The organism is Arthrobacter sp. Soil_N43 (assembly GCF_057655195.1).
Genome location: NZ_JBDGML010000116.1, coordinates 94286 through 120969 on the forward strand (window position 1 = coordinate 94286; position 26684 = coordinate 120969).

General features: G+C 62.6%; 37 protein-coding genes. 30 read left to right on the plus strand and 7 right to left on the minus strand.

All coding sequences use genetic code 11. The features are described 5' to 3' along the window. From rplB to AC3A3W_RS18110, 29 genes are all read left to right on the plus strand, one after another. Positions 1-840, plus strand: a complete 840-nt coding sequence (rplB, locus tag AC3A3W_RS17970; RefSeq protein WP_205652793.1) for a 50S ribosomal protein L2 — start codon at positions 1-3, stop codon at positions 838-840. 12 nt (positions 841-852) lie between these two features. Beyond that, the gene (gene rpsS / locus AC3A3W_RS17975; protein ID WP_011692805.1) at positions 853-1134 is read left to right on the plus strand and encodes a 30S ribosomal protein S19; all 282 of its coding nucleotides are present in this window, start codon (positions 853-855) and stop codon (positions 1132-1134) included. Positions 1135-1172: 38 nt separating this feature from the next. Then, entirely contained in the window at positions 1173-1538 is a 366-nt protein-coding gene (rplV, locus tag AC3A3W_RS17980; RefSeq protein ID WP_003803798.1) for a 50S ribosomal protein L22, read from the plus strand. Further along, the gene (rpsC, locus tag AC3A3W_RS17985; RefSeq protein ID WP_205652792.1) at positions 1539-2381 is read left to right on the plus strand and encodes a 30S ribosomal protein S3; all 843 of its coding nucleotides are present in this window, start codon (positions 1539-1541) and stop codon (positions 2379-2381) included. It abuts the gene before it with no gap. Beyond that, positions 2382-2798, plus strand: a complete 417-nt coding sequence (gene rplP, locus AC3A3W_RS17990; protein WP_003803795.1) for a 50S ribosomal protein L16 — start codon at positions 2382-2384, stop codon at positions 2796-2798. It begins immediately after the preceding gene. Between the two features lie 2 nt (positions 2799-2800). Continuing rightward, positions 2801-3136: a 50S ribosomal protein L29 gene (gene rpmC, locus AC3A3W_RS17995; protein WP_205652791.1), complete on the plus strand. Its 336-nt coding sequence runs from the start codon at positions 2801-2803 to the stop codon at positions 3134-3136. Continuing rightward, positions 3133-3441, plus strand: coding sequence for a 30S ribosomal protein S17 (gene rpsQ / locus AC3A3W_RS18000; RefSeq protein ID WP_205652790.1), 309 nt, complete (start codon positions 3133-3135; stop codon positions 3439-3441). The genes rpmC and rpsQ overlap by 4 nt, the downstream gene beginning before the upstream one ends. Before the next feature lie 396 nt (positions 3442-3837). Continuing rightward, positions 3838-4206, plus strand: coding sequence for a 50S ribosomal protein L14 (gene rplN / locus AC3A3W_RS18005; protein WP_003803789.1), 369 nt, complete (start codon positions 3838-3840; stop codon positions 4204-4206). A gap of 3 nt (positions 4207-4209) precedes the next feature. Continuing rightward, positions 4210-4569, plus strand: a complete 360-nt coding sequence (rplX, locus tag AC3A3W_RS18010; RefSeq protein ID WP_205652789.1) for a 50S ribosomal protein L24 — start codon at positions 4210-4212, stop codon at positions 4567-4569. Next, entirely contained in the window at positions 4569-5150 is a 582-nt protein-coding gene (gene rplE / locus AC3A3W_RS18015; protein ID WP_487444346.1) for a 50S ribosomal protein L5, read from the plus strand. Before rplX ends, rplE begins: the two co-directional genes overlap by 1 nt. A gap of 82 nt (positions 5151-5232) precedes the next feature. Continuing rightward, positions 5233-5631 (plus strand): 30S ribosomal protein S8, encoded by a 399-nt coding sequence (rpsH, locus tag AC3A3W_RS18020; RefSeq protein WP_056425243.1) that lies wholly within the window; start codon positions 5233-5235, stop codon positions 5629-5631. An 18-nt stretch (positions 5632-5649) separates the two neighbouring features. Further along, positions 5650-6186, plus strand: coding sequence for a 50S ribosomal protein L6 (rplF, locus tag AC3A3W_RS18025; protein ID WP_487444347.1), 537 nt, complete (start codon positions 5650-5652; stop codon positions 6184-6186). Positions 6187-6188: 2 nt separating this feature from the next. Then, positions 6189-6572, plus strand: a complete 384-nt coding sequence (gene rplR, locus AC3A3W_RS18030) for a 50S ribosomal protein L18 (protein ID WP_214968820.1) — start codon at positions 6189-6191, stop codon at positions 6570-6572. Next, complete coding sequence (gene rpsE / locus AC3A3W_RS18035) at positions 6569-7297, plus strand: 30S ribosomal protein S5 (RefSeq protein ID WP_205652787.1); 729 nt, start codon at positions 6569-6571, stop codon at positions 7295-7297. The genes rplR and rpsE overlap by 4 nt, the downstream gene beginning before the upstream one ends. A 2-nt stretch (positions 7298-7299) precedes the next feature. Then, a complete protein-coding gene (rpmD, locus tag AC3A3W_RS18040) occupies positions 7300-7506 on the plus strand; it encodes a 50S ribosomal protein L30 (RefSeq protein WP_011692794.1) in 207 nt (68 codons plus the stop codon). Then, positions 7507-8001: a 50S ribosomal protein L15 gene (rplO, locus tag AC3A3W_RS18045; RefSeq protein WP_205652786.1), complete on the plus strand. Its 495-nt coding sequence runs from the start codon at positions 7507-7509 to the stop codon at positions 7999-8001. It abuts the gene before it with no gap. 195 nt (positions 8002-8196) lie between these two features. Further along, a complete protein-coding gene (secY, locus tag AC3A3W_RS18050; protein WP_205652785.1) occupies positions 8197-9507 on the plus strand; it encodes a preprotein translocase subunit SecY in 1311 nt (436 codons plus the stop codon). Positions 9508-9512: 5 nt separating this feature from the next. Then, the gene (locus AC3A3W_RS18055; RefSeq protein ID WP_487444364.1) at positions 9513-10082 is read left to right on the plus strand and encodes an adenylate kinase; all 570 of its coding nucleotides are present in this window, start codon (positions 9513-9515) and stop codon (positions 10080-10082) included. Positions 10083-10193: 111 nt separating this feature from the next. Next, positions 10194-11021 carry a type I methionyl aminopeptidase gene (map, locus tag AC3A3W_RS18060; protein WP_487444348.1) on the plus strand — a complete coding sequence of 276 codons (828 nt, stop codon included), beginning with the start codon at positions 10194-10196 and terminating at the stop codon, positions 11019-11021. 141 nt (positions 11022-11162) lie between these two features. Next, a complete protein-coding gene (locus AC3A3W_RS18065; protein WP_487444349.1) occupies positions 11163-12191 on the plus strand; it encodes a P1 family peptidase in 1029 nt (342 codons plus the stop codon). A 196-nt stretch (positions 12192-12387) separates the two neighbouring features. Continuing rightward, positions 12388-12609, plus strand: coding sequence for a translation initiation factor IF-1 (gene infA / locus AC3A3W_RS18070; RefSeq protein WP_011775571.1), 222 nt, complete (start codon positions 12388-12390; stop codon positions 12607-12609). Positions 12610-12679: 70 nt separating this feature from the next. Further along, positions 12680-12793, plus strand: a complete 114-nt coding sequence (gene rpmJ / locus AC3A3W_RS18075; protein ID WP_009358722.1) for a 50S ribosomal protein L36 — start codon at positions 12680-12682, stop codon at positions 12791-12793. Positions 12794-12975: 182 nt separating this feature from the next. After that, complete coding sequence (gene rpsM / locus AC3A3W_RS18080; protein ID WP_090950898.1) at positions 12976-13350, plus strand: 30S ribosomal protein S13; 375 nt, start codon at positions 12976-12978, stop codon at positions 13348-13350. Positions 13351-13404: 54 nt separating this feature from the next. Next, a complete protein-coding gene (gene rpsK / locus AC3A3W_RS18085) occupies positions 13405-13806 on the plus strand; it encodes a 30S ribosomal protein S11 (protein ID WP_102973678.1) in 402 nt (133 codons plus the stop codon). Positions 13807-13937: 131 nt separating this feature from the next. Beyond that, the gene (locus AC3A3W_RS18090; RefSeq protein ID WP_056626606.1) at positions 13938-14948 is read left to right on the plus strand and encodes a DNA-directed RNA polymerase subunit alpha; all 1011 of its coding nucleotides are present in this window, start codon (positions 13938-13940) and stop codon (positions 14946-14948) included. Positions 14949-15025: 77 nt separating this feature from the next. Further along, complete coding sequence (gene rplQ, locus AC3A3W_RS18095) at positions 15026-15613, plus strand: 50S ribosomal protein L17 (protein WP_487444350.1); 588 nt, start codon at positions 15026-15028, stop codon at positions 15611-15613. Between the two features lie 31 nt (positions 15614-15644). Beyond that, complete coding sequence (gene truA, locus AC3A3W_RS18100) at positions 15645-16535, plus strand: tRNA pseudouridine(38-40) synthase TruA (RefSeq protein WP_487444351.1); 891 nt, start codon at positions 15645-15647, stop codon at positions 16533-16535. Between the two features lie 130 nt (positions 16536-16665). Continuing rightward, positions 16666-17382, plus strand: a complete 717-nt coding sequence (locus AC3A3W_RS18105; RefSeq protein WP_487444352.1) for a response regulator transcription factor — start codon at positions 16666-16668, stop codon at positions 17380-17382. An 87-nt stretch (positions 17383-17469) separates the two neighbouring features. Next, on the plus strand, positions 17470-17952 hold the full coding sequence (locus AC3A3W_RS18110; protein WP_487444353.1) for a sensor histidine kinase: 483 nt from the start codon (positions 17470-17472) through the stop codon (positions 17950-17952). Between the two features lie 47 nt (positions 17953-17999). Here AC3A3W_RS18110 and AC3A3W_RS18115 read toward each other — a convergent pair whose 3' ends face one another. Beyond that, entirely contained in the window at positions 18000-19661 is a 1662-nt protein-coding gene (locus tag AC3A3W_RS18115; RefSeq protein WP_487444354.1) for a sensor histidine kinase, read from the minus strand. A 248-nt stretch (positions 19662-19909) separates the two neighbouring features. Between AC3A3W_RS18115 and AC3A3W_RS18120 the strand changes: the two genes are divergently transcribed. Beyond that, complete coding sequence (locus AC3A3W_RS18120) at positions 19910-20701, plus strand: response regulator transcription factor (RefSeq protein WP_487444355.1); 792 nt, start codon at positions 19910-19912, stop codon at positions 20699-20701. A 109-nt stretch (positions 20702-20810) separates the two neighbouring features. Here AC3A3W_RS18120 and AC3A3W_RS18125 read toward each other — a convergent pair whose 3' ends face one another. From AC3A3W_RS18125 to AC3A3W_RS18150, 6 genes are all read right to left on the minus strand, one after another. Beyond that, on the minus strand, positions 20811-21914 hold the full coding sequence (locus tag AC3A3W_RS18125) for a hypothetical protein (protein WP_487444356.1): 1104 nt from the start codon (positions 21912-21914) through the stop codon (positions 20811-20813). 143 nt (positions 21915-22057) lie between these two features. After that, entirely contained in the window at positions 22058-22510 is a 453-nt protein-coding gene (locus AC3A3W_RS18130) for an Hpt domain-containing protein (protein WP_487444357.1), read from the minus strand. Between the two features lie 106 nt (positions 22511-22616). After that, on the minus strand, positions 22617-23501 hold the full coding sequence (locus AC3A3W_RS18135; protein ID WP_487444358.1) for a type II secretion system F family protein: 885 nt from the start codon (positions 23499-23501) through the stop codon (positions 22617-22619). Between the two features lie 7 nt (positions 23502-23508). After that, a complete protein-coding gene (locus AC3A3W_RS18140) occupies positions 23509-24441 on the minus strand; it encodes a type II secretion system F family protein (protein ID WP_487444359.1) in 933 nt (310 codons plus the stop codon). 5 nt (positions 24442-24446) lie between these two features. Continuing rightward, on the minus strand, positions 24447-26042 hold the full coding sequence (locus AC3A3W_RS18145) for a TadA family conjugal transfer-associated ATPase (protein WP_487444360.1): 1596 nt from the start codon (positions 26040-26042) through the stop codon (positions 24447-24449). Beyond that, positions 26043-26684: CpaE/TadZ family protein (locus tag AC3A3W_RS18150; RefSeq protein WP_487444361.1), on the minus strand; the 642-nt coding region annotated here is incomplete at its 5' end.

The following is a 26684-nucleotide window of genomic DNA, read 5'->3' on the forward strand; positions in this document are numbered from 1 at the left end:
ATGGGAATCCGTAAATACAAGCCGACTACCCCGGGCCGTCGCGGCTCGAGCGTAGCGGACTTCACCGAAATCACGCGGTCGACGCCGGAAAAGTCGTTGGTACGTCCGCTGCCCAAAAAGGGTGGCCGTAACAACACCGGTAAGATCACGACCCGTCACAAGGGTGGTGGACACAAGCGTCAGTACCGTCTGATCGACTTCCGTCGCCACGACAAGGACGGCGTCAACGCCCGCGTTGCCGAAATCGAGTACGATCCGAACCGCACGGCTCGCATCGCCCTCCTGCACTACGTTGATGGCACCAAGCGTTACATCATCGCCCCGAACAAGCTCTCCCAGGGTGACTTCGTGGAGGCCGGCGCCAACGCTGACATCAAGCCTGGCAACAACCTGCCCCTGCGCAACATCCCCGTAGGTACCGTTATCCACGCAGTTGAACTGCGTCCGGGTGGCGGCGCCAAGATGGCACGTTCCGCTGGAGCTTCTGTTCAGCTCGTCGCCAAGGAAGGCCGTTTCGCCCAGCTGCGTCTGCCCTCCGGCGAAATCCGCAACGTTGATGTGCGCTGCCGCGCAACCATCGGCGAGGTCGGCAACGCTGAGCAGTCGAACATCAACTGGGGTAAGGCCGGCCGTATGCGGTGGAAGGGCGTTCGCCCGACCGTCCGTGGTGTCGCCATGAACCCGGTCGATCACCCGCACGGTGGTGGTGAAGGTAAGACCTCCGGTGGACGTCACCCGGTCAACCCGAACGGTAAGGCCGAAGGCCGTACCCGCCGCCCCAACAAAGAGAGCGACAAGCTTATTGTTCGTCGCCGTCGTACTGGCAAGAACAAGCGATAGGAGCCTGGACACATGCCACGCAGCCTGAAAAAAGGTCCTTTCGTTGACCAGCACCTCTTTGTGAAGGTGGACAGGGAAAACGAAAAGGGCACCAAGAACGTCATCAAGACCTGGTCCCGCCGCTCGATGATCATCCCCGACATGCTCGGGCACACGATCGCCGTGCACGACGGACGCAAGCACATCCCGGTGTTTGTCACCGAGTCGATGGTCGGGCACAAGCTCGGCGAATTCGCTCCGACGCGGACATTCCGCGGCCATGTCAAGGACGACCGTAAGGGCAAGCGCCGCTAGGCGCCTGCACTTACGTCAAAGACGAGAGAAGGAAAGCAATGGAAGCCAAGGCAATTGCGCGTCACATCCGCGTAACGCCTATGAAGGCCCGGCGCGTCGTCAACCTTGTTCGTGGTAAGCAAGCGAACGAGGCTCTGGCAATTCTGAAGTTTGCCCCCCAGGCAGCTTCTGAGCCGGTATTCAAGGTAGTTCAGTCGGCAATCTCCAACGCCCGGGTCCTCGCGGACCGCGACGGCGTTGCGTTTGACGAAGGTGACCTCATCATCAGCGAAGCGTTTGTTGATGAAGGCCCGACCATGAAGCGGTTCCAGCCGCGTGCTCAGGGTCGTGCATTTCAGATCAAGAAGCGCACCAGCCACATCACCGTGGTAGTCGCTACCCCGGAGAAAGAGGAGGCTCGCTAAGTGGGACAGAAAGTAAACCCGCACGGGTTCCGACTCGGCATCACCACCGATCACGTATCGCACTGGTTCGCTGACAGCACCAAGTCCGGTCAGCGGTACAAGGACTTCGTTCGCGAAGACATCCGTATCCGCCAGCTCATGTCCACGGGCATGGAGCGCGCCGGTATCGCCAAGGTTGAGATCGAGCGCACCCGCGACCGTGTCCGCGTGGACATCCACACGGCACGTCCGGGCATCGTTATCGGCCGCCGCGGCGCCGAAGCAGACCGCATCCGCGGCGAGCTCGAAAAGCTCACCGGCAAGCAGGTTCAGCTGAACATCCTCGAGGTCAAGAACCCCGAGATGGAAGCCCAGCTTGTTGCCCAGGGCGTTGCTGAGCAGCTGACTTCCCGTGTGGCTTTCCGCCGTGCGATGAAGAAGGCCATGCAGTCCGCGCAGCGTGCCGGTGCCAAGGGTATCCGTATCGCGTGCTCCGGCCGTCTGGGTGGCGCAGAAATGTCCCGCTCGGAGTTCTACCGCGAAGGCCGTGTGCCCCTGCACACCCTCCGCGCGAACATCGACTACGGCTTCTACGAAGCCAAGACCACCTTCGGCCGCATCGGCGTGAAGGTCTGGATCTACAAGGGTGACGTCACCTCCAAGGAACTGGCTCAGCAGGCAGCTGCTGCTCCGTCCCGCGGACGCACTGGCGACCGTCCGGGCCGCCCGGGTGGCGCTGACCGTGGTGACCGCCGCCGTCGTACCGACCGTCCGGCAGCCGACGCAGCACCTGCTGCTGCAGCTCCGGCAGCCGAGGCAGCTCCTGCCGCACCGGCACAGGCAGCAGAAGGAGGACAGGCTTAAATGCTTATCCCACGTCGAGTCAAGCACCGTAAGCAGCACCACCCGGGTCGTTCCGGCGCTGCTACGGGCGGCACCAAGGTCTCCTTCGGTGAGTACGGTATCCAGGCACTGAGCCCGGCTTACGTCACGAACCGTCAGATCGAATCTGCCCGTATCGCGATGACCCGCCACATCAAGCGTGGCGGTAAGGTCTGGATCAATATCTACCCGGACCGTCCGCTGACGAAGAAGCCGGCCGAAACCCGCATGGGTTCCGGTAAGGGTTCTCCGGAATGGTGGGTCGCTAACGTCAAGCCGGGCCGGGTTCTGTTCGAACTCTCCGGTGTCAATGAAGAGGTAGCTCGCGAGGCCCTGCGCCTGGCAATCCACAAGCTCCCGTTGAAGGCACGCATTGTGCGTCGCGAAGGTGGTGAATAGAAATGGCAGTAGGGTCGAAGGATCTCGCACCCGCACAGCTGGACGGTTTCGACAACGAGCGTCTCGTTGAAGAACTCCGCAAGTCCAAGGAAGAGCTGTTCAACCTGCGTTTCCAGTCCGCCACCGGACAGCTGGAGAACCACGGTCGTCTGCGCGCGGTAAAGAAGGACATCGCACGCATCTACACCGTTCTCCGTGAGCGCGAGCTGGGCATTCGTGCCGAGGTTGCCGCACCGGTTGCGGAAGCCAAGGAAGAAAAGAAGTCCAAGAAGTCCGCAGCCAAGGCTGAGAAGGCTGAAAAGCCGGCCGAGGCTGAGACTGAGGAGGACGCCAAGTGAGTGAAAAGGACGAGAACGTGACGGAAACTGTTTCCGCAACGGCTACGGCTGGCGAGCGCGGTTACCGTAAGACGAAGCGCGGCTATGTAGTCTCGGACAAGATGGAAAAGACCATTGTTGTCCAGGTTGAAGACCGCGTGAAGCACGCCCTCTACGGCAAGGTCATCCGCCGCACCTCGAAGATCAAGGCTCACGACGAAGAGAACACCGCCGGCATAGGCGACCTCGTGCTCCTCGCCGAGACCCGCCCGCTCTCCGCTACCAAGCGGTGGCGCCTGGTGGAGATCCTCGAAAAGGCCAAGTAACACCTGCAGCTTCGCCTCTCCAGGCGCGGCGCGCCGGAAACCCCCGTTCCCTCTGGGAGCGGGGGTTTTCCGCGTTAAACGGGGAACCCGCTTTAGCGGAGCCCCGGCTGCTGTGATATGGGGATGGGCGCGAACTGTGCTAAGATTTTGAGTTTGTATGGCGCCTTTTGTGTGCCGTCAGCAAACCTCGTAAACAATCGTGCCACGGCATAGTGCCCCCTTGCGCTTGGACTGCGTCCAAATCCGCCTGGGAAGCAAATGTTTTTGGCACGGGCGTTTAGGCCTGGTCTGGCAAAATCCAGGCAGGTCAAGAGACACCCCGATCAACCGTTCCGCAAGGCTCATTCCGTAGGAAGATTTTCGGTCTGAGAACCGGCGCGACGCAAGGAGTAAATAGTGATTCAGCAGGAGTCGCGACTCAAGGTCGCCGACAACACGGGTGCTAAGGAAATCCTTACCATTCGCGTTCTCGGTGGATCTGGCCGTCGCTACGCAGGCATCGGCGACGTCATCGTCGCTACCGTCAAGGACGCAATCCCGGGCGGCAACGTAAAGAAGGGCGATGTCGTCAAGGCTGTCATCGTCCGTACCAAGAAGGAACGCCGCCGTGCGGATGGTTCCTACATCAAGTTTGACGAGAACGCAGCTGTGATCCTGAAGAACGACGGTGACCCCCGCGGCACCCGTATCTTCGGACCGGTTGGTCGTGAACTCCGTGACAAGAAGTTCATGAAGATCGTTTCTCTGGCTCCGGAGGTGCTCTAGTCCATGGCTAAGATCAAGAAGGGTGACCTGGTTCAGGTCATCACTGGCGCCAAGGCTGAGCGCGGCGGCGACCGTGGCAAGCAGGGCAAAGTTCTGCGCGTCTTCCCGGACACCAACCGTGTGTTGGTTGAAGGCATTAACCGCGTAACCAAGCACACCAAGGTCGGTCAGTCGCAGCGCGGCACCAAGACCGGTGGCATCGAGGTCGTCGAGGCACCGATCCACATCTCCAACGTGGCCCTGGTTGACCCGTCCACCAAGAAGCCCACGCGCGTTGGCTTCCGCACCGAGACCGTGGAGCGCAATGGCGTGAAGCGCGAAGTGCGCGTACGCGTGGCCAAGAGCTCCGGGAAGGACATCTAATGACTGAGACTCTCGAGACTCCGGCAACGAAGATCGTTCCTCGTCTGAAGACCAAGTACGCAGAATCCATCAAGAGCACGCTCCAGGATGAATTCAAGTACCAGAACGTTAACCAGGTTCCCCGCCTGGTCAAGGTTGTTGTGAACATGGGTGTTGGAGATGCCGCCAAGGACTCCAAGCTGATCGACGGCGCTGTCCGCGACCTCACCCTGATCACCGGCCAGAAGCCGCAGGTAACCAAGGCCCGCAAGTCGATCGCCCAGTTCAAGCTGCGCGAAGGCATGCCCATCGGTGCACACGCTACCCTGCGTGGCGACCGCATGTGGGAATTCGTGGACCGTCTGGTCACGCTGGCTCTGCCGCGTATCCGTGACTTCCGCGGCCTCAGCGGCAAGCAGTTCGATGGCAACGGCAACTACACCTTCGGTCTGACCGAGCAGGTTATGTTCCACGAGATCGACCAGGATTCCATCGACCGCGTTCGCGGTATGGACATCACGGTTGTGACCACCGCCAAGACCGACGACGAAGGCCGCGCGCTGCTCAAGGCGCTTGGTTTCCCGTTCAAGACCGAAGCTTAATTAGCTACGTAAAAGGTCCGGCCGCTTTGATCCCCCAGGGACAGCGCGGCGGAAACCGTTACGAGGAAGGGCAAGAGCCCAAATGACTATGACAGATCCTGTCGCAGATATGCTTACGCGTCTGCGCAACGCAAACTCGGCATACCACGATTCCGTGTCTATGCCTTACAGCAAGCTCAAGGCACGCGTTGCCGACATCCTGAAGGCTGAAGGTTACATCGCCTCCTGGAAAGAAGAAGACGCTGAAGTCGGCAAGAAGCTGACTCTCGAGCTCAAGTTCGGTCCGAACCGCGAGCGTTCCATCGCCGGTGTTCGTCGTATTTCCAAGCCGGGACTGCGCGTTTACGCAAAGTCCACCAACCTGCCGCACGTGCTCGGTGGCCTGGGTGTCGCAATCCTGTCCACCTCTTCCGGCCTCCTGACTGACAAGCAGGCCGGCAAGAAGGGCGTGGGCGGCGAAGTCCTCGCTTACGTCTGGTAACGGGAAAGGAAGAGAATAATGTCACGTATTGGACGTCTCCCCATCACCGTTCCTGCCGGCGTTGAGGTCAAGGTTGACGGCTCTGTCGTCAGCGTCAAGGGTTCCAAAGGCGAGCTGAGCCACACTGTGGCCAGCCCGATCGAGGTCACCCTGGAAGATGGCACCCTGACTGTCGCCCGCCCGAACGACGAGCGCGCCTCCCGTTCACTCCACGGCCTGACCCGCACCCTGATCTCCAACATGATCCAGGGCGTCACCGCAGGCTACGAGAAGAAGCTTGAAATCGTCGGTACCGGTTACCGCGTTCAGGCCAAGGGATCTGACCTTGAGTTCGCTCTCGGCTTCAGCCACCCGGTCAGCGTTTCGGCACCGGCCGGCATCACCTTTGCAGTAGAGGGGCCGACCAAGCTCTCTGTCTCAGGCATCAACAAGCAGCAGGTCGGCGAGGTTGCTGCCAACATTCGCAAGCTGCGTAAGCCGGACCCCTATAAGGGCAAGGGCATTCGCTACGCCGGCGAAGTCATCCGCCGCAAGGTCGGAAAGGCTGGTAAGTAACCATGGCCATCGCAATTAACAAGAAGCGTACGAACAAGAGCAAGTCTGCTTCGCGCAGCCGCCGCCAGCTTCGTATCCGCAAGCGCATCTCCGGAACGGCTGCACGTCCTCGCCTGGTCGTCAACCGCTCCGCACGCCACGTATTCGTCCAGGTTGTCGACGACACCAAGGGCCTGACCGTAGCGAGCGCGTCCACACTGGAAGCTGACCTTCGTGCATTCGACGGCGACAAGACCGCCAAGGCCAAGCGCGTTGGCGAGCTCGTAGCCGAGCGCGCCAAGGCTGCCGGCATCGAAGCTGTTGTCTTCGACCGTGGTGGTAACAAGTACCACGGCCGGATCGCCGCCGTCGCTGACGGTGCACGTGAAGGTGGGCTGTCACTGTGACGGAAGCAAACAAGGAAAAGGACACTGTGTCTGCAGATCAGAAGGCGCCTGAAGCCGTAGCTGCTGAGGCCACTGAGACCACTGCCCCCGCAGCTGCCGACGACCGCCGTGGTGGCGCCCGTCGCGGCGAGCGTGGCGACCGTGGCCAGGGCCGCGGCGACCGTGGTGGCCGTGGCGGTCGCGACGGCGGCCGTGAAGCCGAGAAGAGCCAGTTCGTAGAGCGCGTTGTTACCATCAACCGCGTTTCCAAGGTCGTCAAGGGTGGTCGTCGCTTCAGCTTCACCGCACTCGTCGTCGTTGGTGACGGTAACGGCATGGTCGGCGTCGGCTACGGCAAGGCCAAGGAAGTTCCCGCTGCAATCGCAAAGGGCGTTGAAGAGGCCAAGAAGTCCTTCTTCCGCGTTCCCCGCGTTGGCAGCACCATCCCTCACCGCGTCCAGGGCGAAGCTGCCGCAGGCGTCGTAATGCTGCGTCCGGCTTCCGCCGGTACCGGTGTTATCGCCGGTGGCCCGGTCCGTGCAGTACTGGAGTGCGTGGGTATCCACGACATCCTCTCCAAGTCGCTCGGTTCCTCGAACGCCATCAACATCGTTCACGCGACTGTTGACGCCCTGAAGCGCCTCGAAGAGCCGGCAGCCGTGGCAGCACGCCGTGGCCTGCCGCTGGACGAGATCGCTCCGCCGGCACTGGTGCGCGCACTGCTGAACCAGAAGGCGGGTGTCTAGCAATGGCTAAGAACCTGATTCCCTCCGACGTCCAGTTGGAGATCACTCAGATCAAGTCCGCCATTGGCGGCAAGCAGAACCAGCGCGACACCCTGCGGTCCCTCGGCCTGAAGCGGATCGGACACACCGTTGTCCGCACCGCCGACGCCGTGACTGTTGGAATGCTCAACACGGTTCCGCACCTGGTAAAGGTAGAGGAGGCGAAGTAAATGGCAGAGAAGAACACTGCTGAAAAGGCACAGAGCGGCGCTGCTGAGAAGCAGAACGCGCTGAAGGTTCACCACCTGCGTCCCGCCCCGGGTGCCAAGACCGCCAAGACCCGCGTTGGTCGTGGTGAAGGTTCCAAGGGTAAGACCGCCGGTCGCGGTACCAAGGGTACGAAGGCCCGCTACCAGATCAAGGCTGGCTTTGCCGGCGGCCAGCTGCCGCTGCACATGCGCCTGCCGAAGCTGCGCGGCTTCAAGAACCCGTTCCGGGTTGAGTTCCAGGTTGTCAACCTGGACCGTCTCAACGAGCTCTTCCCGGAAGGTGGCACTGTCACCGTGGAGGACCTGGTTGCAAAGGGTGCCGTTCGCAAGAACCAGCCCGTGAAGGTGCTTGGCACCGGCGACATCACCGTCAAGGTTGACGTCACGGCCCACGCATTCTCGGCCAGCGCCACTGAAAAGATCGCTGCAGCAGGCGGAAGCACCACCGCTCTCTAGGAGATCCCTCCAGGGAACGGTGGGCTGATGCCCGTCGTTGAAACTCCCGGTACGCGGGGCCGAGGCCCCCGTGCCGGGAGTTTTTCGTCATCGCCGGCCCTTTCGGATTGTTCGCATCGCGCAATCAACCGTTAGACTCGGTTGTTGGGTTTATTGACCCGCATCACAAGACTTATTAATTTCTGAGGAGGACGCTTGCTTAGCGCATTCGGCCGGGCTTTTCGAACGCCTGATCTGCGACGCAAGTTGTTGTTCACGCTGGGAATCATCACAATCTTCCGCTTGGGAGCCTTCATCCCCTCGCCTGGTGTGAACTACCAGAATGTCCAGCAATGCTTGTCGACCGGGCAGACCCAGGGCGGGATCTACCAGCTCGTCAATCTTTTCAGCGGCGGTGCATTGCTGCAGGTCTCCATCTTTGCTCTGGGAATCATGCCGTACATCACGGCAAGCATCATCGTGCAGCTGCTCCGGGTGGTCATTCCCCGGTTCCAACAGCTGCATGAAGAAGGCGCCTCGGGGCAGTCGAAGCTGACGCAGTACACGCGTTACCTCACCATTGCCCTCGGCCTGCTGAACGCCACCACGCTGGTGTCCCTCGCGCGCTCCGGGCAGCTGCTGCCCGGCTGCAACCTGCCGATCATCCCGGACAACAGCGTCATCACCACGATCCTGATCATCATCACGCTGACGGCCGGCACAGGCCTCATCATGTGGATGGGCGAGCTCGTGACTGAAAAGGGCGTGGGCAACGGCATGTCGCTGCTGATCTTCACCGCCATCGCAGCAGGCTTCCCCACCTCCCTGGGCGCCATCTGGACTTCGCAGGGACCGGGCACGTTCTTCCTTGTTCTCGCCATCGGCTTGCTGACGGTTGCCCTGGTGGTCTTCGTGGAGCAGTCACAGCGCCGCATTCCGGTGCAGTACGCCAAGCGGATGATCGGACGCCGCACGGTGGGCGGCACCAGCACCTACATTCCCATCAAGGTGAACATGGCCGGTGTCATCCCTGTCATCTTCGCGTCCTCCATGCTCTACCTGCCGGCGTTGATCTCCCAGTTCAACCAGCCGCAGCCGGGGCAGCCGGTGCAGCCGTGGGTTGAGTGGATCAACAACAACCTGACCCGCGGGGACCACCCCATCTACATGGCGCTCTACTTCGCCATGATCGTTTTCTTTACATACTTCTACGTCGCGATCACCTTCAACCCTGAAGAGGTCTCGGACAACATGAAGAAATACGGCGGCTTCATTCCGGGTATCCGTGCCGGCAAGCCGACCGCGGATTACCTGCAGTACGTCCTGTCGCGGATCACGCTTCCCGGGGCCATCTACCTTGGCTTCGTGGCGCTGATCCCGCTGGTGGCGCTCGTGCTGATCAACGCAAACCAGAACTTCCCGTTCGGTGGCACCTCGATCCTGATCATGGTGGGCGTTGGCCTGGAAACCGTCAAGCAAATTGACGCGCAGCTACAGCAGCGTCACTACGAAGGGCTATTGCGATGACCAGAATGTTGATTATCGGACCTCCGGGTTCCGGCAAGGGTACGCAGGCGGAACGCATCTCGGAGCGCCTCGGCGTCGTTGCGATCTCCACCGGCGACATCTTCCGGGCGAACGTCAGGGGCGAGACCCCGCTGGGCGTCGAGGCCAAGAAGTACATGGATGCCGGGGATTTTGTGCCGGACAGCGTGACCAACAAGATGGTCCGCGACCGCCTCAGCGAGAACGACGTCGAGGACGGCTTCCTGCTGGACGGCTACCCGCGCACCACGGCGCAGGTTGACTACCTCGACGAGATCCTGGCCAACGGTGACCAGAAGCTCGACGTCGTCCTCCAGCTGACCGCGGACGACGAGGAACTCGTTGCCCGGCTCCTGGGCCGTGCGAAGGAAACCGGCCGCAGCGACGACAATGAGGCCGTCATCCGCCACCGGCTGGACCTGTACCACGAGCAGACCGAGGCCGTTGTGGCCAAGTATGCCGAGCGCGGCATCCTGACCCAGGTGGACGGCATCGGCGCCATCGACGAAGTCACCGACCGCGTCATGCAGGCCATCAAAGAGGCTCAGGCAGCCTGATTCAGTAACCACGCTACGAGGCTCCTCCCGGTTCATTGGGAGGGGCCTCCGGCTTTTAGCCCACCACGGCACACCCCGCCGGCGGGGGCACCACCGAGAGGAAAACCGCAGATGGCATTCGGCCAGCCACGGATTGAATACAAGACCAACGCCCAGATGCGCACCATGCACGAGGCCGGGCTGGTCCTGAGCCGCGCCCTGGACGCTGCGGTGGCCGCGGCTGCGCCCGGGGTCACCACGAAGCAGCTCGACGACGTGTTCGCCGGCGTGCTCCTGGAGGCAGGGGCAAAGTCGAACTTCCTGGGCTACCACGGGTTCCCCGCCAGCATCTGCACCTCCGTGAATGAGGAAGTGGTGCACGGGATCCCCGGATCCCGAGTCCTGCAGGACGGTGACATCATTTCGATCGACGGTGGCGCGATCGTGGACGGCTGGCACTCGGATTCGGCGCGCACGGTCATCGTGGGCACGGCCGACCCGGAGGACCAGCGTCTCTCGGACGTCACGCAGGCTGCCATGTGGCGGGGCATCGCTGCGCTGGCCACCGGCAAATTCGTGGGCGATATCGGCTGCGCAGTGGACGACTACGTCTCCGCCGTGCCGGGCAAGCCGCTGGGAATCCTCGAGGACTACGTCGGCCACGGCATCGGCTCCGAGATGCACATGGCGCCGGATGTGCTGAACTACCGCACCAGCCACCGCGGTCCCAAGATCCGTCCGGGCCTCTGCCTCGCGATCGAGCCGATGCTCGTGCGGGGCAGCATCGAAACCGCTGTCCTGGACGATGACTGGACCGTGGTCACCACCGACGGCAAGCGGTCCTGCCAGTGGGAGCACTCCGTCGCCGTCCATGAGAAGGGCATCTGGGTGCTTTCAGCGCCCGACGGCGGTGCCGCCCAGCTTGCGCCGCTCGGCGTGGTTCCCGTTCCGATTCCCTGACGACGCGTCTTTAGTTTGGGGACACGCAAAATCCCTGGCGACACCGGAATTCCGGTGTCGCCAGGGATTTTGCGTGTCACGGGGACTTATCTGTGTCGGCACGCCCGGTCCGGGGACTCGCCACGGTGCAGAATGGGAGTCATGGAAGCTACTGGGACAGCGGGGACGACAGGATCCATCACTGTTGTGCCGGGCCTGCGGGTCGGGCACCGGCAAAAGTCCGACGGCGGATGGCTGAGCGGCGTGACGGTGGTCCTGCCGCCGCCGGGAACCGTGGGCTCGGTGGACGTCCGCGGTGGAGGCCCCGGCACGCACGAGACCGATGCGCTCGATCCCACGACGCTGGTCCCGACGGTGGACGCCGTGGTGCTGACCGGAGGAAGCGCCTACGGGCTTGCCACCGCGCACGGCACCCAGCGCTGGTGCGAGGAGCAGGGGCGGGGCTTCGAGGTCACGGGCGGCGTGGTGCCGATCGTCCCGGCCGCGGCCATCTTCGACCTCGGCCGCGGCGGCGACTTCTCCGCCCGTCCCGACGCCGGGATGGGCTACGCGGCGGCTGCCGCCGCGGGGGCCCAGAAGGACGGGCACGACGTCGAACGCGGCAATGTGGGAGCCGGCACCGGAGCGGTCCTGGGACGGGGCCAGTTCAAAGGGGGAGTGGGCACAGCCTCCATCACCTTAGACAACGGGGCGGTAGTCGGGGCCCTGGCAGTAGTGAACGCCTTGGGTCTGCCGTGGCCGCCGCCGGTGGTTGAGCCTGTCGAAACCGAGGGCACTGATTTCGACAAGCTCAATCAGCGGGACCCGGAAACCGAGGGCACTGATTTCGACAAGCTCAATCAGCGACCGCCCCTCAACACCACCCTGGTCGTGGTCGCCACGAACGCTGCCCTCGATGCTGCCGAGTGCAAGCGGACCGCATCGGCCGCCCACGCGGGACTCGCCAGGGCGCTGAACCCGAGCCACACGCTGGCCGACGGGGACACGGTCTTCTGCCTGGCGACGGGCGCCGTGAAGCTGGACCGGACTACGGAGACTGCCCGGCAGGTGAGCCTCATCACCCTGCAGAGCGCGGCAGCCGACGTCGTTCGCTTGGCGATCCTGGACGGGATCCGCAGCGCGGAAGCCGTGACAACTGCGGCGGGAACCTTTGCGGCGTACAGATTTTGATGCGCGCGGCGGCATTGTGCGCTACCATGGCTGGATTTAACATTCCGGAGCAAATGCCGTAGTGTTGCTTGTTGGTTGTCTGCCCTGCCACGCCCATTTGCGGCCGGCTGGCGACGATCAATCAAATCAAAAAAACGTCCGCAGTCATGCCCGGTGCAATCCGGTGGGCTGAGGCAAACAACAGTTAGCGGAGGATATGGCCAAGAAGGACGGGGTCATAGAGATCGAGGGCGTAGTGACTGAGGCGCTGCCCAACGCGATGTTTCGTGTTGAGCTCACCAACAAGCACGTCGTTCTGGCACACATCTCTGGAAAAATGCGTCAGCACTACATCAGGATTCTCCCTGAGGACCGGGTAGTGGTGGAGCTGAGCCCTTACGACCTGACACGTGGTCGTATCGTCTACCGCTACAAGTAAACGTTGGGCGGCCAGAGCAACTGCCGAAGGCCGGTCCATCGGACCAACTGCTATCACGCAAAGGAACGCCATGAAGGTCAAGCCGAGCGTCAAGCAGATCTGCGAAAAGTGCAAAGTGATCCGCCGTAATGGCCGGGTCATGGTGATCTGCGAGAACCCGCGCCACAAGCAGCGCCAGGGCTAATTCCCTTCCGGGAATCCCTGGGTTGCTAACCCACGCAAGTAAATAAAAGGCAGCACAAGCTGAACTGGAACATTGAGCTCTAAAGAGTCCGGACAGCTAACCCCCGGTCGGAGGCTGGGGCCGCACTGAACGTGCGGGTGTACTGCCTACGACCTCCGGTTTATTCAAGGAGTACTGCCACTATGGCTCGTCTCGCTGGCGTAGACATTCCCCGCGAAAAGCGGCTGGAAATTGCGCTTACTTACATCTACGGCGTGGGCAAGACCCGTGCACACGAAACCCTGGCTGCCACCGGCATCAGCGCTGACGTCCGCGTAAAGGACCTCAGCGACGCCGAACTGGTCCAGCTGCGTGACTACATTGAAGGCAACTACAAGGTTGAGGGTGACCTTCGCCGCGAAGTGGCCGCAGATATCCGCCGCAAGGTTGAAATCGGCAGCTACGAAGGCCTGCGTCACCGCAAGGGCCTGCCCGTACGCGGACAGCGTACGAAGACCAACGCCCGTACCCGCAAGGGCCCGAAGCGTACCGTCGCCGGCAAGAAGAAGGCCCGTTAAAATCCCCGCCGGGATTAACGGAGCTTTCCCCAATAACTTTCTGTAGGAGAAATAATGCCCCCGAAGACTCGTGGCGCGGTTCGCAAGCCGCGTAAGAAGGACAAGAAGAATATCGCGCTTGGCCAGGCGCACATCAAGAGCACCTTTAACAACACCATCGTGTCCATCACGGACCCGTCCGGTGCTGTCATCTCCTGGGCTTCCGCCGGTGAGGTTGGATTCAAGGGCTCACGCAAGTCCACCCCGTTCGCTGCACAGATGGCTGCCGAAGCTGCTGCCAAGCGTGCACAGGAGCACGGCCTGAAGAAGGTTGACGTGTTCGTCAAGGGACCGGGATCCGGACGCGAGACCGCCATCCGTTCGCTGCAGGCCGCTGGCCTCGAGGTCGGCTCCATCCAGGACGTCACCCCCGCCGCGCACAACGGCTGCCGTCCCCCGAAGCGCCGCCGCGTCTAAGCTTTTCCGCTGCCCGGAGCTTGCCCGGACCCTTACCGGGTCCGGGCAAGCCCAGCGCGTTAAGACTTCAGACCGATTTTCCACCACCTGTGTTGCGTCATATAGCGGATGCTCGCCGAAAGGAAACCTAAGTGCTCATTGCACAGCGCCCCACCCTCTCCGAAGAGGTCGTCTCCGATAACCGCTCCCGTTTCATCATTGAACCGCTGGAGCCGGGCTTCGGATACACCCTCGGAAACTCCCTCCGCCGTACCCTGCTCTCCTCCATCCCCGGTGCCGCTGTAACCAGCATCCGGATCGATGGCGTGCTGCACGAGTTCACCACGGTTCCGGGTGTCAAGGAAGATGTCACCGAGATCATCCTGAACATCAAGAACCTGTCGGTTTCCTCCGAGCACGACGAGCCGGTTGTTGCTTACCTGCGCAAGCAGGGACCCGGAGTCGTCACCGCCGCGGACATCGCTCCGCCGGCCGGCGTCGAATTCCACAACCCGGATCTGCACATTGCCACGCTGAACTCGAAGGGCAAGTTCGAACTCGAACTGACCATCGAGCGCGGCCGCGGCTACGTTTCGGCAGCTCAGAACAAGTCCGGCGACGCAGAGATCGGCCGTATCCCGGTCGACTCCATCTACTCGCCGGTGCTGAAGGTTACTTTCCGCGTGGAAGCCACCCGTGTTGAGCAGCGCACCGACTTCGACAAGCTCATTGTCGACGTCGAGACCAAGCAGGCCATCGCCCCGCGCGATGCCGTTGCTTCCGCAGGTACCACCCTGGTGGAACTCTTCGGTCTGGCCCGCGAGCTGAACACCGCAGCTGAAGGTATCGAGATTGGCCCGTCGCCGACGGATGCTGCCCTGGCAGCAGACATGGCTCTGCCGATCGAGGATCTGGACCTCACCGTCCGTTCCTACAACTGCCTCAAGCGTGAGGGCATCCACACCGTGGGTGAACTCGTTGCCCGCTCCGAGGCTGACCTGATGGACATCCGTAACTTCGGTGCGAAGTCCATTGACGAGGTCAAGGCAAAGCTGGTTGAACTGGGACTGTCCCTCAAGGACTCGCCTCCCGGCTTCGACCTCGCCGCGCGCGCCGCAGCCATCGAAGAGGACGACGCCGCGTTCAGCGACGACGAGCTCTAACAAGCAGATCTTGGCTGGCGGGCTGGATGCACCATGTTGTGCGCAGCCCACCGGCTTCCATATGAGGAGAAACAATTATGCCTACCCCCACTAAGGGTCCGCGCCTCGGAGGCGGCCCGGCTCACGAGCGTCTTATGCTCGCGAACCTGGCAGCAGCACTGTTCGAGCACAAGCGGATCACCACTACGGTCACCAAGGCCAAGCGCCTGAAGCCGTACGCAGAGCGCCTGGTCACCTTCGCCAAGCGCGGCGACCTCGCTTCCCGCCGCCGCGTACTCGGCCTGATCAGCAACAAGGGCATCGTCCACGAGCTGTTTACCGACATTGCACAGGCAGTGGAGAACCGCGACGGCGGCTACACCCGCATCACCAAGATCGGCAACCGCAAGGGCGACAACGCTCCCATGGCTGTCATCGAGCTGGTTCTTGAGCCGGTTTCCGCCAAGCAGGCTGTTGTAGCCGAGGCTACTGCTGCCGCCAAGCGCGATGCAGACAAGGCTGCCCCGGCTGCTGAGGAAGCACCCGCCGAAGAAGCTCCCGCCGAGGAAGCAGAGGTCGCCGAGACCGAAGCAGCTGCGGAAGCTGAAGCTGCAACCGAAGAGGCTCCGGCCGCTGAGGAAGCTGCTGACGAGAAGGCTGCTGCTGACGAGAAGGACGCGAAGTAATTCGCTGATTTCTTCGCATAGACTTAAGTCTATGAACGACCAAAAACCCGCGGCCCCCGTATTGGGGGGCGGCGGGTTTTTGCGTATCCGGCTTGATTTGGCGTACGACGGCGGTCCCTTCAGCGGGTGGGCAGTGCAGCCCGGGCTGCGCACCGTCCAGGGAACCCTGGAGGCGGCGCTGGAGCTGCTGATCCGCCGGCCTGTCAGGGTGACCGTCGCGGGGCGGACGGACGCCGGCGTCCACGCCCGCGGCCAGGTGGTCCACCTCGACCTGACGGAAGCCGAGTGGCTGGGACTGAACCGCGGCGCGGAACTCGATCCCGCCGTCGCGCTTTTGCGTCGGCTGAGGGGCGCATTGAGCCGGGGGCTCGGGGACCTGACCGGCGCGATTGTGGTGCACGAGGTGTCCATTGCGCCGGAGGGGTTCGACGCGCGTTTTTCCGCGTTGTGGCGCCGCTACAGCTACCGCATCGCGGACGGGCCGGCGCACTGGGATCCGCTGGGCAGGTACGACACGCTTTGGCATAAGTCACCGTTGGATGTGGATCTCCTGAACGAAGGGGCCTCGAAGCTGCTGGGGCTGCAGAACTTCCTCTCCTACTGCAAGCCGCGGGAGGGCTCCACCACCATCCGCGAACTGCAGCGCTTCGAATTCACGCGCGGCGCGGACGGCGTCATCGTGGCCACCGTCCAGGCCGACGCGTTCTGCCACAACATGGTGCGTGCGCTCGTGGGCTCGGCGCTGTATGTGGGGGAGGGGCTCGAGCCGCCGGGATGGCTGCACGAACGCCTGCTGGCCAGGAAGCGGGATGCCCGCTCCGTGCTGGCGGCGCCCCATCCGCTGGTGCTGGAGGAAGTGGCCTACCCGTCGGACGACGAACTGCTGGCACGCGCCGAGCTGACGCGCGCCCTACGGGAGTAAGTCCCTACATTAATCGCCGTTCTGAGGGCCCTGCCTCAGTTCCCGGCCGCCTGCTAGTAGGCTGGGATGCAGTGTTGAGACATGTTGTCCTTACAGGGGGTAAGGGATGAATGACCGCCGCGTTGCTGTGGTGATCGAGCAGGATCAGGAAGTCTGCGCGTTGCTGTGCGCGACTCTTGGTGAGGCCGGGTTCGAGGTGCATTGCTCGGACAACGGCGAGGCCGGGCTGGCGCTGGTCCGCGCCGTGCAGCCGGATACCGTCACTCTGAATGCCGTGCTGTCGGACGTGGACGGCCTTGAGGTGGCGCGGCGCATCCGCGAGTTCAGCCATGCGTACCTGCTGTTTGTCAGTGCCAGCAGTGATCTGGGGGCGACCGTGCAGGCTTTTGATGCCGGGGCGGATGACTACCTGGTCACGCCTCTCCGGCCCCGGGAGCTCCGGGTGCGTGTTGACGGGATGCTGCGGCGTCCGCGGCAACTGCGGCCGGAATATCGTGAACTTTCTGAAACCGTTGCCGAAGCAGTGACACGGTGCCTGGAGCACAACGGCCTGGAGGTCGACGCCGTCGCCCGTTCTGTGCAACTGGCGGGCCGGACGCTGGAGCTGACCAAGACAGAGTTCGACCTGCTCCTCATTATTCTGGAGCGGGGCAAGCGGGTCGTGACAAAGGCGGAACTGGCCCGTCACCTGCAGCTCGAGGACCTGGGTCCGGGTCGCCCCCGGAAAGTCGACACGGACAGGGTGATAGAAGTCCATATCGGCAACCTGCGGCGAAAACTCGGGGACGACGCGCGGTCGCCGAAGTGGCTCAAGACGGTCCGCGGCCTGGGATACACCCTCACCTAAGGCGGGGGTGGAGAGCACCCCTGCAAACGGGGGAGTGGCTGGGAAAACCCTAAGAAAATGCCAAGGGCGCAGGCGCACCGTTGAATCATGAAATCAGTATCAAGCGACGAGGTTGTTGCAGTCCGTGGCGTTCTTACCGATACGCATCCGGTCGATTTCTATGCGCTTGGCGTCGCGGGGGCGATTGACCGCTTGACCCTTCCGCTGCGCGAGCGCGGGACCGTGGTTCACTTGGAGGCTCCGCACCACGGGATGGAGGTGGACCGAAAGTGTGCCACTCTTCTGTACCGGGCGGCCCAGGAGCTCCTCAGCAACGTCTACAAATTCGCCAACGCCTCGGCGGTGACGATTCGGTTGGGCTGCCTCAGCCACCCAGCCCTGTGCCATGAGGTGCAGCTCAAAGTAACCGACGACGGCGCAGGGTTCGACGCCGAGGCGGCAACCCAGGGCAGGCATTCCGGGATGGGGCTGCGGCTCATGCGGCTCGCCGTGGAAACAGCAGGCGGCCACATGACGGTCGACTCGTCCCCGGCAGGAACGTGCGTGAACGTCACACTGCCGCTGGATTAGGTGCTCCTGGATTCGTGCCCGGGCCTACTAGGCGCGGACCAGGCTCTCTAGGAATGTTCCCGCGGCAGGGTCAGGGTGAACGTGGTTCCCGCCCCCGGCTTGCTCACGCATGTGATGGCCCCGCCGTGCCGTTCCACAATGGTCTTGGTGATCGAGAGACCCAGGCCCACCCCGGGGATTGCCGCCTGCCGGGCAGCCTGGGTGCGGAAGAACCGCGTGAAGATCCGGGAGGTCTCCTCTTCGCTGATGCCCATTCCGGTGTCCTGGACCTGCAACTGCACCCAGTCCTCGCTCGTGCGGGCGCGGACCGTCACCGCACCGCCGTCCGGGGAGTACTTGATGGCATTGGACACCAGGTTGTCGAGTGCCTGGGAGATGCGCAACGGATCGGCATGGGCCCAGAGGGGTGCCGGAGTATCGACGCTGAGGGAAACATTGGAGGCGTCGGCCTGTGCCTGCGCTGATCCTATGGTTGTGTCGATGAGGCTTGCCAGGTCTGTCCTCCGGGCGTGGACCGCCAGCACCGTGGAGGCTGAGACGAGCAGATCCGAGACCAATGAAAGGAGCCGTTCGGCATTGCGCTGCACCACTTCCAGCCTTTGCACTGCCGCCGGTGAGAGGGCTTCAGCCTCGTCCAGCACCAGGTCAACGTTGCCCAGCACGGACATGAGGGGGCTGCGGAATTCGTGCGAGACGTTGGAAATCAGTTCCTCCTTGGCGGAGAGCGCCTCAACGAGCCCGGTCACGTCGCTGTAGACGACGACGGCGCCGCTGAACCCGCCGTCGTCGTTCCTTATGATCCGGGCCGCCGTGGAAACGGCGCGCCGGGCGCTGCCCTGGCCGAGCCACACCAGATAGTTCGCAAAGGTTTCGCCCGCAACGGCCCGGCGGATTGGTCGCTTATCCTCGGGCAGCGGTGTGACCTTGTCCTGGCCGAACATGAGTTGCCCGGATTCCTGCATTTCCGCGGCTGCCCCTGCGGGAGAGGCGGCCTGCAGGAACGCCTTTTGCTGATCGTTGACGAGCACTTTATGGCCGTTGGCGTCGACGGCGACGATGCCGACGTCGATGGTGTCAAGGATGGTTTTGAAAAGCCTTTCACGTGCCCTGCTTTGAATGAGCAGTTCCCGGAGTTCGGCATCCTTTTTTTCGAGCCGTTGTCGCTGCACACGGATATTGGCGCTGGCGAACCGGATAGCCAGGGAGACGGCCAGCATCATGAGGGGCAAGAGGGTTGCAGTGGCAATGTCCGAAGGTGAAATTCTGGGAAACTTTTGCACCAGTGAAGGCAGCCCGATGAGCAGGGGCCCAATGAAACTGAGCACAATGCTGGTCTTCACGAAGGAGCCTGATGCCGACAGCCAAATCACCGGGAATATGGCCAGCACTCCGAGGCCGGCCACGGCCGGAACGGCGCCGTTGCGTGCGAGACCGATTACCAGGAGGTCAAGAATCGGGATTACCAAGTAGGCGTTGACGGGAAGGCGCTCCCAGGGAACCAGGAAGCACGCCAGGAACAAGGCGCCCATCAGGACTATGGATGCAATAAAGACGGGATTCTCGATCAGCGTGGGCCATACCGCAGGCGCCGCAATGGCCATGGCAGCAAGAATGAGCGTTACCGGCAGCTGGCAAAGCGCCACCTGGACTCTCGGCTTAAGCCGTCTGAAAAAGCGGTCAGTGTCACGGACCAGCACGTGTTCACCCATGGGCGCAGCCCCCGCCCTTGGGGTCGATTATCGAAACGTGAGACCGTATTATTTTGTCCCCACCCATGGTGCCATTATGCACACCAATTCTCCTGCGTCTGCAGTCCCCACCTGCTTTTGAGTGTTGCTTGCAAAACATATGCAGAATTTCGGATTTCTCTCCCCATGACGTTGTAGCCTAGGTAATCTGGTACTGCTTACCGCACTGCGCTGGGCTATGCGGTGGATTTACCTGATATGGGGTAGTCGTGGGCGATCTTGGCGTGGCCGTGGTGATTGAGGATGACGACGACGTCCGCAATCTGCTTGATGCGGTCCTTCAGCAGGCTGGCTTCGAGGTGCACTCAACAGCCACAGGACGTGATGGTGTTGACGTAGCCCGTCAACAGCGGGTCAATGTGATCACGCTTGACGTGGGACTTCCGGATATAGACGGTTTTGAGGTCCTGCGAAGAATCCGACAGTTCAGTGACGCCTACGTCGTCATGCTCACGGGCAGGGACGAGGAACTGGACACGATCACGGCGCTTCAGGGCGGCGCGGACGACTACATCACCAAGCCGTTCAGGCCCCGTGAGCTGCGTGCCCGCATCACGGCCATGATGCGCCGGCCGCGGCAGGGGACGGCCGGTGACGTTGATGTCCCGGTGCTGTCGGCCGGTGTCGGTGCCGGTGGTGCAGGTGGCGCCACCACCGTGCGCCGCGGCAAGGTGCTGCAGCACAACGGCCTGGCGCTCGACATGGAAACCCGGACTGTCGCCCTTCGCGGCACCCCGCTGGGCTTGACCCGCAGCGAGTTTGACCTGCTGCAGGAGCTGTTGAGGGGAACCGGGGCCGTGCGCACGCGGGCTGATCTGGTGCGGGTGGTCCGTGGGGAATACTACGGCGAGGACACGTACATCAGTGAGGCCGACGAGCGGGCTGTCGAGGTCCACATCGGAAACCTGCGCCGAAAGCTCCATGAGGATCCGCAAAACCCCCGCTGGCTCGTGACCGTCCGCGGTGTGGGGTACCGGCTGGCGCCGAAGCGGGCGGAGTAGGCGTGGGCATGAATTCCGTACGTACGAGACGCCCGTCAAGCATCCCTGACCACCACTCCAGGATTTAGGAGACACGCTCCAGCTGCCTTGGCACAGCTTTCTTAGGTCGTCAGGTCCACTTGAACAGGAGGGCTTTGTTAGCTTCCATTAGGGCGTCAAAACCCACTGCGGGAAAATGCTTAGTCGATGTCCACCAGTCATCGGGGTTCGGCGCGGTGAACATCCGTCGTCCTGCCGTGAATGGTGTGACCTGCCAGAAACCATCAGGCCGCAGGTCGGCATGACCCGGGCCGAGGACCTGGACGGCGAAGATGCCTGGCACTGAACTCCTCATCGCCGCGTGGTCAGCGGACAGTTCGGGATCGTCGGGCAAGGGGAGCCCCCACTGGCTCATCACGCTCCCCGGGGTGACGAGCCCGAAATGAACCTTGGCGACGGCCGCATAGTCGTAAAGCGGTGCCATGTCTTTGAGCAACCTCGTCATCGGCTCTAAGGCGTCGCCCTTCCCGGGCTTTATTTCGGTGCCGGCCAGGATCCACCCCTCACCCGAGAACCGGACGTAAGAGTCACCGCTAGCTGTGGGGAAGAGAAGCTCCGCCCACCCGATGTCTTCACAGCAGCGCGAGATGACCTCCGCCACCTGGTGCGGTTCGCATCGGGACATCGTGAAGTGGAGCCCTGCGAGGATCGCTCCAGTTGTATGGGTCTTGGCCCACCCTGCGAGCAGATCAACGATGTCCTTGAACGTGGAGCTTTCGACCGCCCAGCTGTCCCAATTGTTCTTGACTGATCGAAAGTGGAGCGGGGTCATGCTGTTGTCCACGGCGGCGTCCACAGCACAGATGGCTGCGCTATAGGCGTAGCGCCCTGTCCGCGGCCTGGGCCCGAGTTTCTCCGAGCAGGCCGTGATAGTTCCCGTGAAGCCCACTGCAGCAACTGCTTCGGCAATCATTCCCGCCACCTCGAGAGCATGGTTGGGGGAGCTCAAGGGAAAGATGTAGATTGCCGTTCCCTGGCTCACTTCAACTGCGTGGAACCTCTGGTCGGAGTAGTCAGGCATCCTGATCTCAGAGATCGCGCCGTCGATGTCAGGAGTTGACGGCTGGCGACCGGCGGGTGAGGGCACACACAAGAAACCCTGACTGAACCTCGCATCTGCGTTGACTCGTCGGATCTTGACCGAGTCAATAGTGATGCCAGAGCGTTCATCCATTAATGCCCCTTTGAAGCTGTGGGTGCCCATGATTTGCGGGTGATCTTTGACCAAGGGGACTACACGGGCCGGAACGTCGAACGGAACTTCAATCTTCGAGCAGTGGCGTGGACTGGCCACTCGCTACGCATTAGGAGAACTCCCTAGTGTCCCCGCAGGTAGCTTCGCTTCAGCGCGGCTACGGTCTGCGCGCCCGTCTGAGCAATGACCGGCAACAGCTCCCGCACCGCAGGGAGGTCAGCGGCCCTGATGAGACGCTCCGATTCCACGGCCAGGCTGGCGAGACGCGACCCACCCACCATGAAGGCGGAGTTCTTCAGGCTCAGGACCGCATCCATCGCGAGTTCCGGGTCGTTCTCCGCGATTGACTGCTGCAGGTACGCCAGCCGCTTCTCCCAGATGCCGATGTAGTCCTTGGCGAATGCGCGGGCCACACCGCTGCCGCCCATGTCCTCCTCCAATTCGCGGAGGACCGTGAGATCGAGGACTGGGAGCCCGTCCGCCTGTTCCGGTTCCTCCTGCGCGGCAGCCCCGGGACCAGGCAGGCAGACGCCGCTGGCGCCGCCGTCGCTTGTGCCGGACCCTGAACTAGACATGTGTTAAGGCTACTTTCTGACCTTGGGAAAAACCTGATCCAACTTGGATCCTGTGCAAACCCTGCGCGTTCCTTGTGGTGCGCGAGAAAAGTGCGGAATTCCGACCCTACTGGCCGCTGAAGGTTTCGATGGTGTTGATGACGGCGGGTCCTAAGATGGCGATGAACAGGACCGGGAAGATGAAGAACAGCAGCGGAAAGAGGATCATGACGGGCAGTTTCATGGCCTTCTCTTCGGCCCGCTGGCGCCGCTTTACCCGCATCACCTTGGCCTGTACACGGAGGACCCGGCTGATGGCGATGCCGTAGGTGTCGGCCTGGACTACAGCCTGGACGAAGCTCCGGAGTTCGGGGATGTTAGTCCGCTCGGCCAGCGCCAGGTACGACTCACGGCGGCTGCGGCCCACCTGCATGTCCTGCAGGGTCCGGACCAGTTCCTCTGCCAGCGGGCCTTTCCCGTTCTCGCCCGCCCTGGCCATGGCACCCTCGAAGCCAAGGCCCGCTTCCACCGAAATGAGCATCTGGTCCAGGGTGTTGGCGAGCTCCAGCTGCATGGCCTTCTGCCGCTCGATGCCTTTGCTGTAGAGCAGCAGATCGGGAATGAAATAGCCAAGGAAGAGGACGAAGATCCCGACGAGCTTCATGATCGGCGTCGTTCCGATGGAACTCAGCCATAGCCCTACCAGTCCACCCACCAGACCCAGGGCGGGTTTCGCGGCGAGTACCCGTCCCAGCGGAAGGTTTGCCGGGCGGCCGGCGAGGGAAAGCAGACGATCGAGTTTCTGCACATAGCCGGAGGGGGTGATGCGGTGACCGATCTTCTCCAGCAGGCCGGTGCTGGCCTTTTTTTCCACTTCGGTCCGGTGGGCGCCCCTGGACAGGATGTCGCGGGCAACCGCTTGGCCTTTTTTGTCGGTGGAGAGCAAGGTCCAGGCAAGGTAGCCCAGTGGCACGCAGACCAGGAGGAGCGAAAGGAGAATCAAGGGATCCATGGCCGCCTCAGAACTTCAGGTCGATGATTTTGCGCATCCAGAGACCACCGATGGTCATCAGGATGACCGAGGCAACGATCATGATCCAGCCCAAGACTGTGGAAACCATCTTGTCCATGTAACCCGGGCTGACCACCATGAGCATGGCCACGATTCCAATGGGAAGGGCCATGAGGATGTAGGCGGAGAATTTCCCCTCTGCGGCGAGAGACTTAATGTGGCCTTTGATCTCGTTGCGCTCGCGGATGGTTTCGTTCACTTGGTCCAGGACTTCAGCCAGGTTGCCGCCCACTTCGCGGTTGATCTGGATGGCCTGGGAGATCCAGACGAAGTCCTCGTTCTGCATGCGCTCAGCAGTGTCGTTGAGCGAGACCAGCAGGTCCCGGCCGAGACTCGTCTCGGACACGACCCGGCGCATTTCCTCGGAAGTCGGAGCTTGCGATTCATTGGCGGCCGCGTCGATGGCCCGCAGGATACTGTGGCCCGCGCGGAGGCTGCCGGAGAGCAACTGCAGGGTATCGCCAAGCTGGTCACCAAACTTGGTCCGCCTCTTGCCAGTGAGGATCCCGAGCACAAGGTGGCCTCCGAAAGGCGCCGCAACCACCAAGAGAATGGCCAGCAAGGGTCCGGCAACCACCAGGCCCACCAGTGCGCCCACGAAGGCGCCGATGATCACCAGCAGCAGGAAGTCTGCCTGGCTTAGGCGCAGCCCCGCGTTTTCGAGGGTTTCCCGGTTGAAGAAGCGGAAATTCCGCTTGGCGAGGAAGCGCTCGATTCCTTGGACGGCTGATCCGGCGAAGCGCGTCAGCTGCGAGTCTGGTTCCGTGCGGAACGGCCGACGGCGGTCCAGAGGCACCGTGGGCGTGCGGGGGATCACCACCGCCACGCCGGCAAGGCCGATGGCGGCTATCAGGAGGATGATTCCTAGGGTCAGGACCATTAGCGTCAGTGCTTTCCGCTGGAGACCAAAGGGGCGCCGAAGACACCCGCCGAAACGTGGATGCCCATGTCTTCGAAGCGGTCGATAAACCGCGGCCGGATGCCCGTGGGGATGGGGGAACCGAGGAAGCGTCCGTGCTGGTCAACACCCGCCGAGTAATCGAACACGAAGGCATCCTGGAGGGTGACGATGTCCCCTTCCATTCCCTGGACCTCGGTGACGTGGGTGATGCGGCGGGTGCCGTCACGGAGCCGGGAGATCTGGATGATCAGGTTGACGGCGGATGCGATCTGCTCGCGGATGGCCCGCAGGGGCAGATCCATCCCGGCCATCAGGACCAGGGTCTCCAGGCGGGCGACGGCGTCGCGGGGCGAGTTGGAGTGGACGGTGGACAGCGAGCCGTCGTGGCCCGTGTTCATGGCCTGCAGCATGTCAAGGGATTCCCCGCCACGGACCTCGCCCACAACGATCCGGTCCGGGCGCATACGCAGTGAGTTCCGGAGCAGTTCGCGGATGGTTACCTCGCCCTTGCCCTCGGTGTTCGGCGGCCGGCTTTCCAGCCGCACCACGTGTTCCTGCTGGATTTGGAGCTCCACGGCGTCCTCGATGGTCACGATGCGCTCGTTGGCAGGAAGGAACGAGGACAGGACATTCAGCAGCGTGGTCTTGCCCGTGCCGGTGCCGCCGGAGACGATGATGTTCAGCTTGGCCTTGACGCAGGCGTTCAGGAGTTCGGCCATTTCCGGAGTGAGCGTTCCGAAGTCGATGAGGTTCTGGACTGTGAGAGGGACCTTGCTGAACTTACGGATGGTCAGCGAGGAACCGCCCACGGCCAGCGGCGGAATCACGGCGTTGACGCGGGAGCCGTCCTCCAAACGCGCGTCAACCAGGGGAGATGATTCGTCGATCCGCCGTCCCACCTTCGAGACGATGCGCTCAATGACCTTGCGCAGGTGCTCCTCCGAGCTGAACCTGGAATCGGTCAGCGTCAGCTGGCCCTTGCGCTCCACATAGATCTGGTCCATCCGGTTCACCATGATTTCGGTGACCGCGGGATCGTCCAGCAGCCGCTGCAGGGGACCGTAGCCCAGCACGTCGTCGGCCACGTCGCGCACCAAGCGGGAGCGTTCGTCCACGGTCAGCGGAACCTGTTCCGCGTCGATGATCCGGATGAGCTCCTCTCTGGCCGTGCTGCGAAGTTCGTTCTCCGTGATGGAGGAGTCGTTAAACCTGGCCCCCATTCGTTCGAAGAGCGCCTTTGCGGCACGCTGCTTGAGCGCTGCAAAGGCGTCCACCGGCTGCTGGGCCTTGGGCTTGAAGACTTCGTGCTGTGCCGCAGGAGGCTGTGAAGGCTTCGCTACGGACTGCTGCTCAGCAGACTTTGGGCGCGCGGGTTCACGGCGGACCGACGGCGGAGCAGACGGCCCGGGCGCGTCCGTCTGTTCCGCTGTGCTCCTGGTGGCCCTCGACCGGAGAACCGTGGCGGCGGCTGCGGAGGATGTGCCCACGGCAGAAGCAACGGCCAGCGCCGCTGGCTTGGCCGGGGCAGGCGTGGTCTCGGACTTCGCCTGAGCCATCTGGATCCGCTCGGACAGCTTCATCTAGACCACCACCCGTCGGTGGCTTCGCCGCTGGCCCTTTGCTTGCCCAGCGGGGCTGAAGCGCTCCACCAGTTGATTAAGTCCTTTGACTGCGGCATCCTTCTTGGCTTCCTGCAGTACCGGAATGCCCCGGTTGGTGGAGAATGCCACGGCGCGGGAACGCGGAACGCTGACATCGACGGGTGCGCCGATGGTGGATTCGACGTCCTGGACTGAGAGCCCGCATTTCGCGTCAGCCATGTTCAGGACCACGTGCCTTCCCTCGGGCAGAATGTCGAGCTGACGGAGGACGTCCAGCCCGGAGCGGAGGCCGCGGACGCTGGGAATGTCCATGGCGCTGACCCAAACCACATCAGTGCAGGCTTCCATGGCAGCCAGTCCTATCTCCGGCAAGCCGGGGGCAGTGTCTACAACGACGTATTGGAATTCTTCCGCCAGCTGTTCCAGCAGGCGGGTGACCTGTTCAGGTGCGATGTGGTCGGCGTCGACCGGGTTGTCGGGCGCGCATACGGCGTAGATGCTCGAGGGGTGAACCGTGAGGAACGCCTTGAGCACCAGGGTGTCCTCGCTGGCAGCGGCGGAGACTGCATCTGTAACCGTATGCTCCGGGTTGAGGTAGAGGCCGGACGCGACGTCGCCGAA

Excerpts from the sequence above, each read along its gene's own strand:
- rplB (WP_205652793.1), top strand. The coding sequence starts at position 1 with ATGGGAATCCGTAAATACAAGCCGACTACCCCGGGCCGTCGCGGCTCG.
- rpsS (WP_011692805.1), top strand. The coding sequence starts at position 853 with ATGCCACGCAGCCTGAAAAAAGGTCCTTTCGTTGACCAGCACCTCTTT.
- rplV (WP_003803798.1), top strand. The coding sequence starts at position 1,173 with ATGGAAGCCAAGGCAATTGCGCGTCACATCCGCGTAACGCCTATGAAG.
- rplP (WP_003803795.1), top strand. The coding sequence starts at position 2,382 with ATGCTTATCCCACGTCGAGTCAAGCACCGTAAGCAGCACCACCCGGGT.
- rpmC (WP_205652791.1), top strand. The coding sequence starts at position 2,801 with ATGGCAGTAGGGTCGAAGGATCTCGCACCCGCACAGCTGGACGGTTTC.
- rplX (WP_205652789.1), top strand. The coding sequence starts at position 4,210 with ATGGCTAAGATCAAGAAGGGTGACCTGGTTCAGGTCATCACTGGCGCC.
- rplE (WP_487444346.1), top strand. The coding sequence starts at position 4,569 with ATGACTGAGACTCTCGAGACTCCGGCAACGAAGATCGTTCCTCGTCTG.
- rpsH (WP_056425243.1), top strand. The coding sequence starts at position 5,233 with ATGACTATGACAGATCCTGTCGCAGATATGCTTACGCGTCTGCGCAAC.
- rplF (WP_487444347.1), top strand. The coding sequence starts at position 5,650 with ATGTCACGTATTGGACGTCTCCCCATCACCGTTCCTGCCGGCGTTGAG.
- rplR (WP_214968820.1), top strand. The coding sequence starts at position 6,189 with ATGGCCATCGCAATTAACAAGAAGCGTACGAACAAGAGCAAGTCTGCT.
- rpmD (WP_011692794.1), top strand. The coding sequence starts at position 7,300 with ATGGCTAAGAACCTGATTCCCTCCGACGTCCAGTTGGAGATCACTCAG.
- rplO (WP_205652786.1), top strand. The coding sequence starts at position 7,507 with ATGGCAGAGAAGAACACTGCTGAAAAGGCACAGAGCGGCGCTGCTGAG.
- AC3A3W_RS18055 (WP_487444364.1), top strand. The coding sequence starts at position 9,513 with ATGTTGATTATCGGACCTCCGGGTTCCGGCAAGGGTACGCAGGCGGAA.
- map (WP_487444348.1), top strand. The coding sequence starts at position 10,194 with ATGGCATTCGGCCAGCCACGGATTGAATACAAGACCAACGCCCAGATG.
- AC3A3W_RS18065 (WP_487444349.1), top strand. The coding sequence starts at position 11,163 with ATGGAAGCTACTGGGACAGCGGGGACGACAGGATCCATCACTGTTGTG.
- infA (WP_011775571.1), top strand. The coding sequence starts at position 12,388 with ATGGCCAAGAAGGACGGGGTCATAGAGATCGAGGGCGTAGTGACTGAG.
- rpmJ (WP_009358722.1), top strand. The coding sequence starts at position 12,680 with ATGAAGGTCAAGCCGAGCGTCAAGCAGATCTGCGAAAAGTGCAAAGTG.
- rpsM (WP_090950898.1), top strand. The coding sequence starts at position 12,976 with ATGGCTCGTCTCGCTGGCGTAGACATTCCCCGCGAAAAGCGGCTGGAA.
- rpsK (WP_102973678.1), top strand. The coding sequence starts at position 13,405 with ATGCCCCCGAAGACTCGTGGCGCGGTTCGCAAGCCGCGTAAGAAGGAC.
- rplQ (WP_487444350.1), top strand. The coding sequence starts at position 15,026 with ATGCCTACCCCCACTAAGGGTCCGCGCCTCGGAGGCGGCCCGGCTCAC.
- truA (WP_487444351.1), top strand. The coding sequence starts at position 15,645 with ATGAACGACCAAAAACCCGCGGCCCCCGTATTGGGGGGCGGCGGGTTT.
- AC3A3W_RS18110 (WP_487444353.1), top strand. The coding sequence starts at position 17,470 with ATGAAATCAGTATCAAGCGACGAGGTTGTTGCAGTCCGTGGCGTTCTT.
- AC3A3W_RS18115 (WP_487444354.1), bottom strand. The coding sequence starts at position 19,661 with ATGGGTGAACACGTGCTGGTCCGTGACACTGACCGCTTTTTCAGACGG.
- AC3A3W_RS18125 (WP_487444356.1), bottom strand. The coding sequence starts at position 21,914 with ATGGATGAACGCTCTGGCATCACTATTGACTCGGTCAAGATCCGACGA.
- AC3A3W_RS18130 (WP_487444357.1), bottom strand. The coding sequence starts at position 22,510 with ATGTCTAGTTCAGGGTCCGGCACAAGCGACGGCGGCGCCAGCGGCGTC.
- AC3A3W_RS18135 (WP_487444358.1), bottom strand. The coding sequence starts at position 23,501 with ATGGATCCCTTGATTCTCCTTTCGCTCCTCCTGGTCTGCGTGCCACTG.
- AC3A3W_RS18140 (WP_487444359.1), bottom strand. The coding sequence starts at position 24,441 with ATGGTCCTGACCCTAGGAATCATCCTCCTGATAGCCGCCATCGGCCTT.
- AC3A3W_RS18145 (WP_487444360.1), bottom strand. The coding sequence starts at position 26,042 with ATGAAGCTGTCCGAGCGGATCCAGATGGCTCAGGCGAAGTCCGAGACC.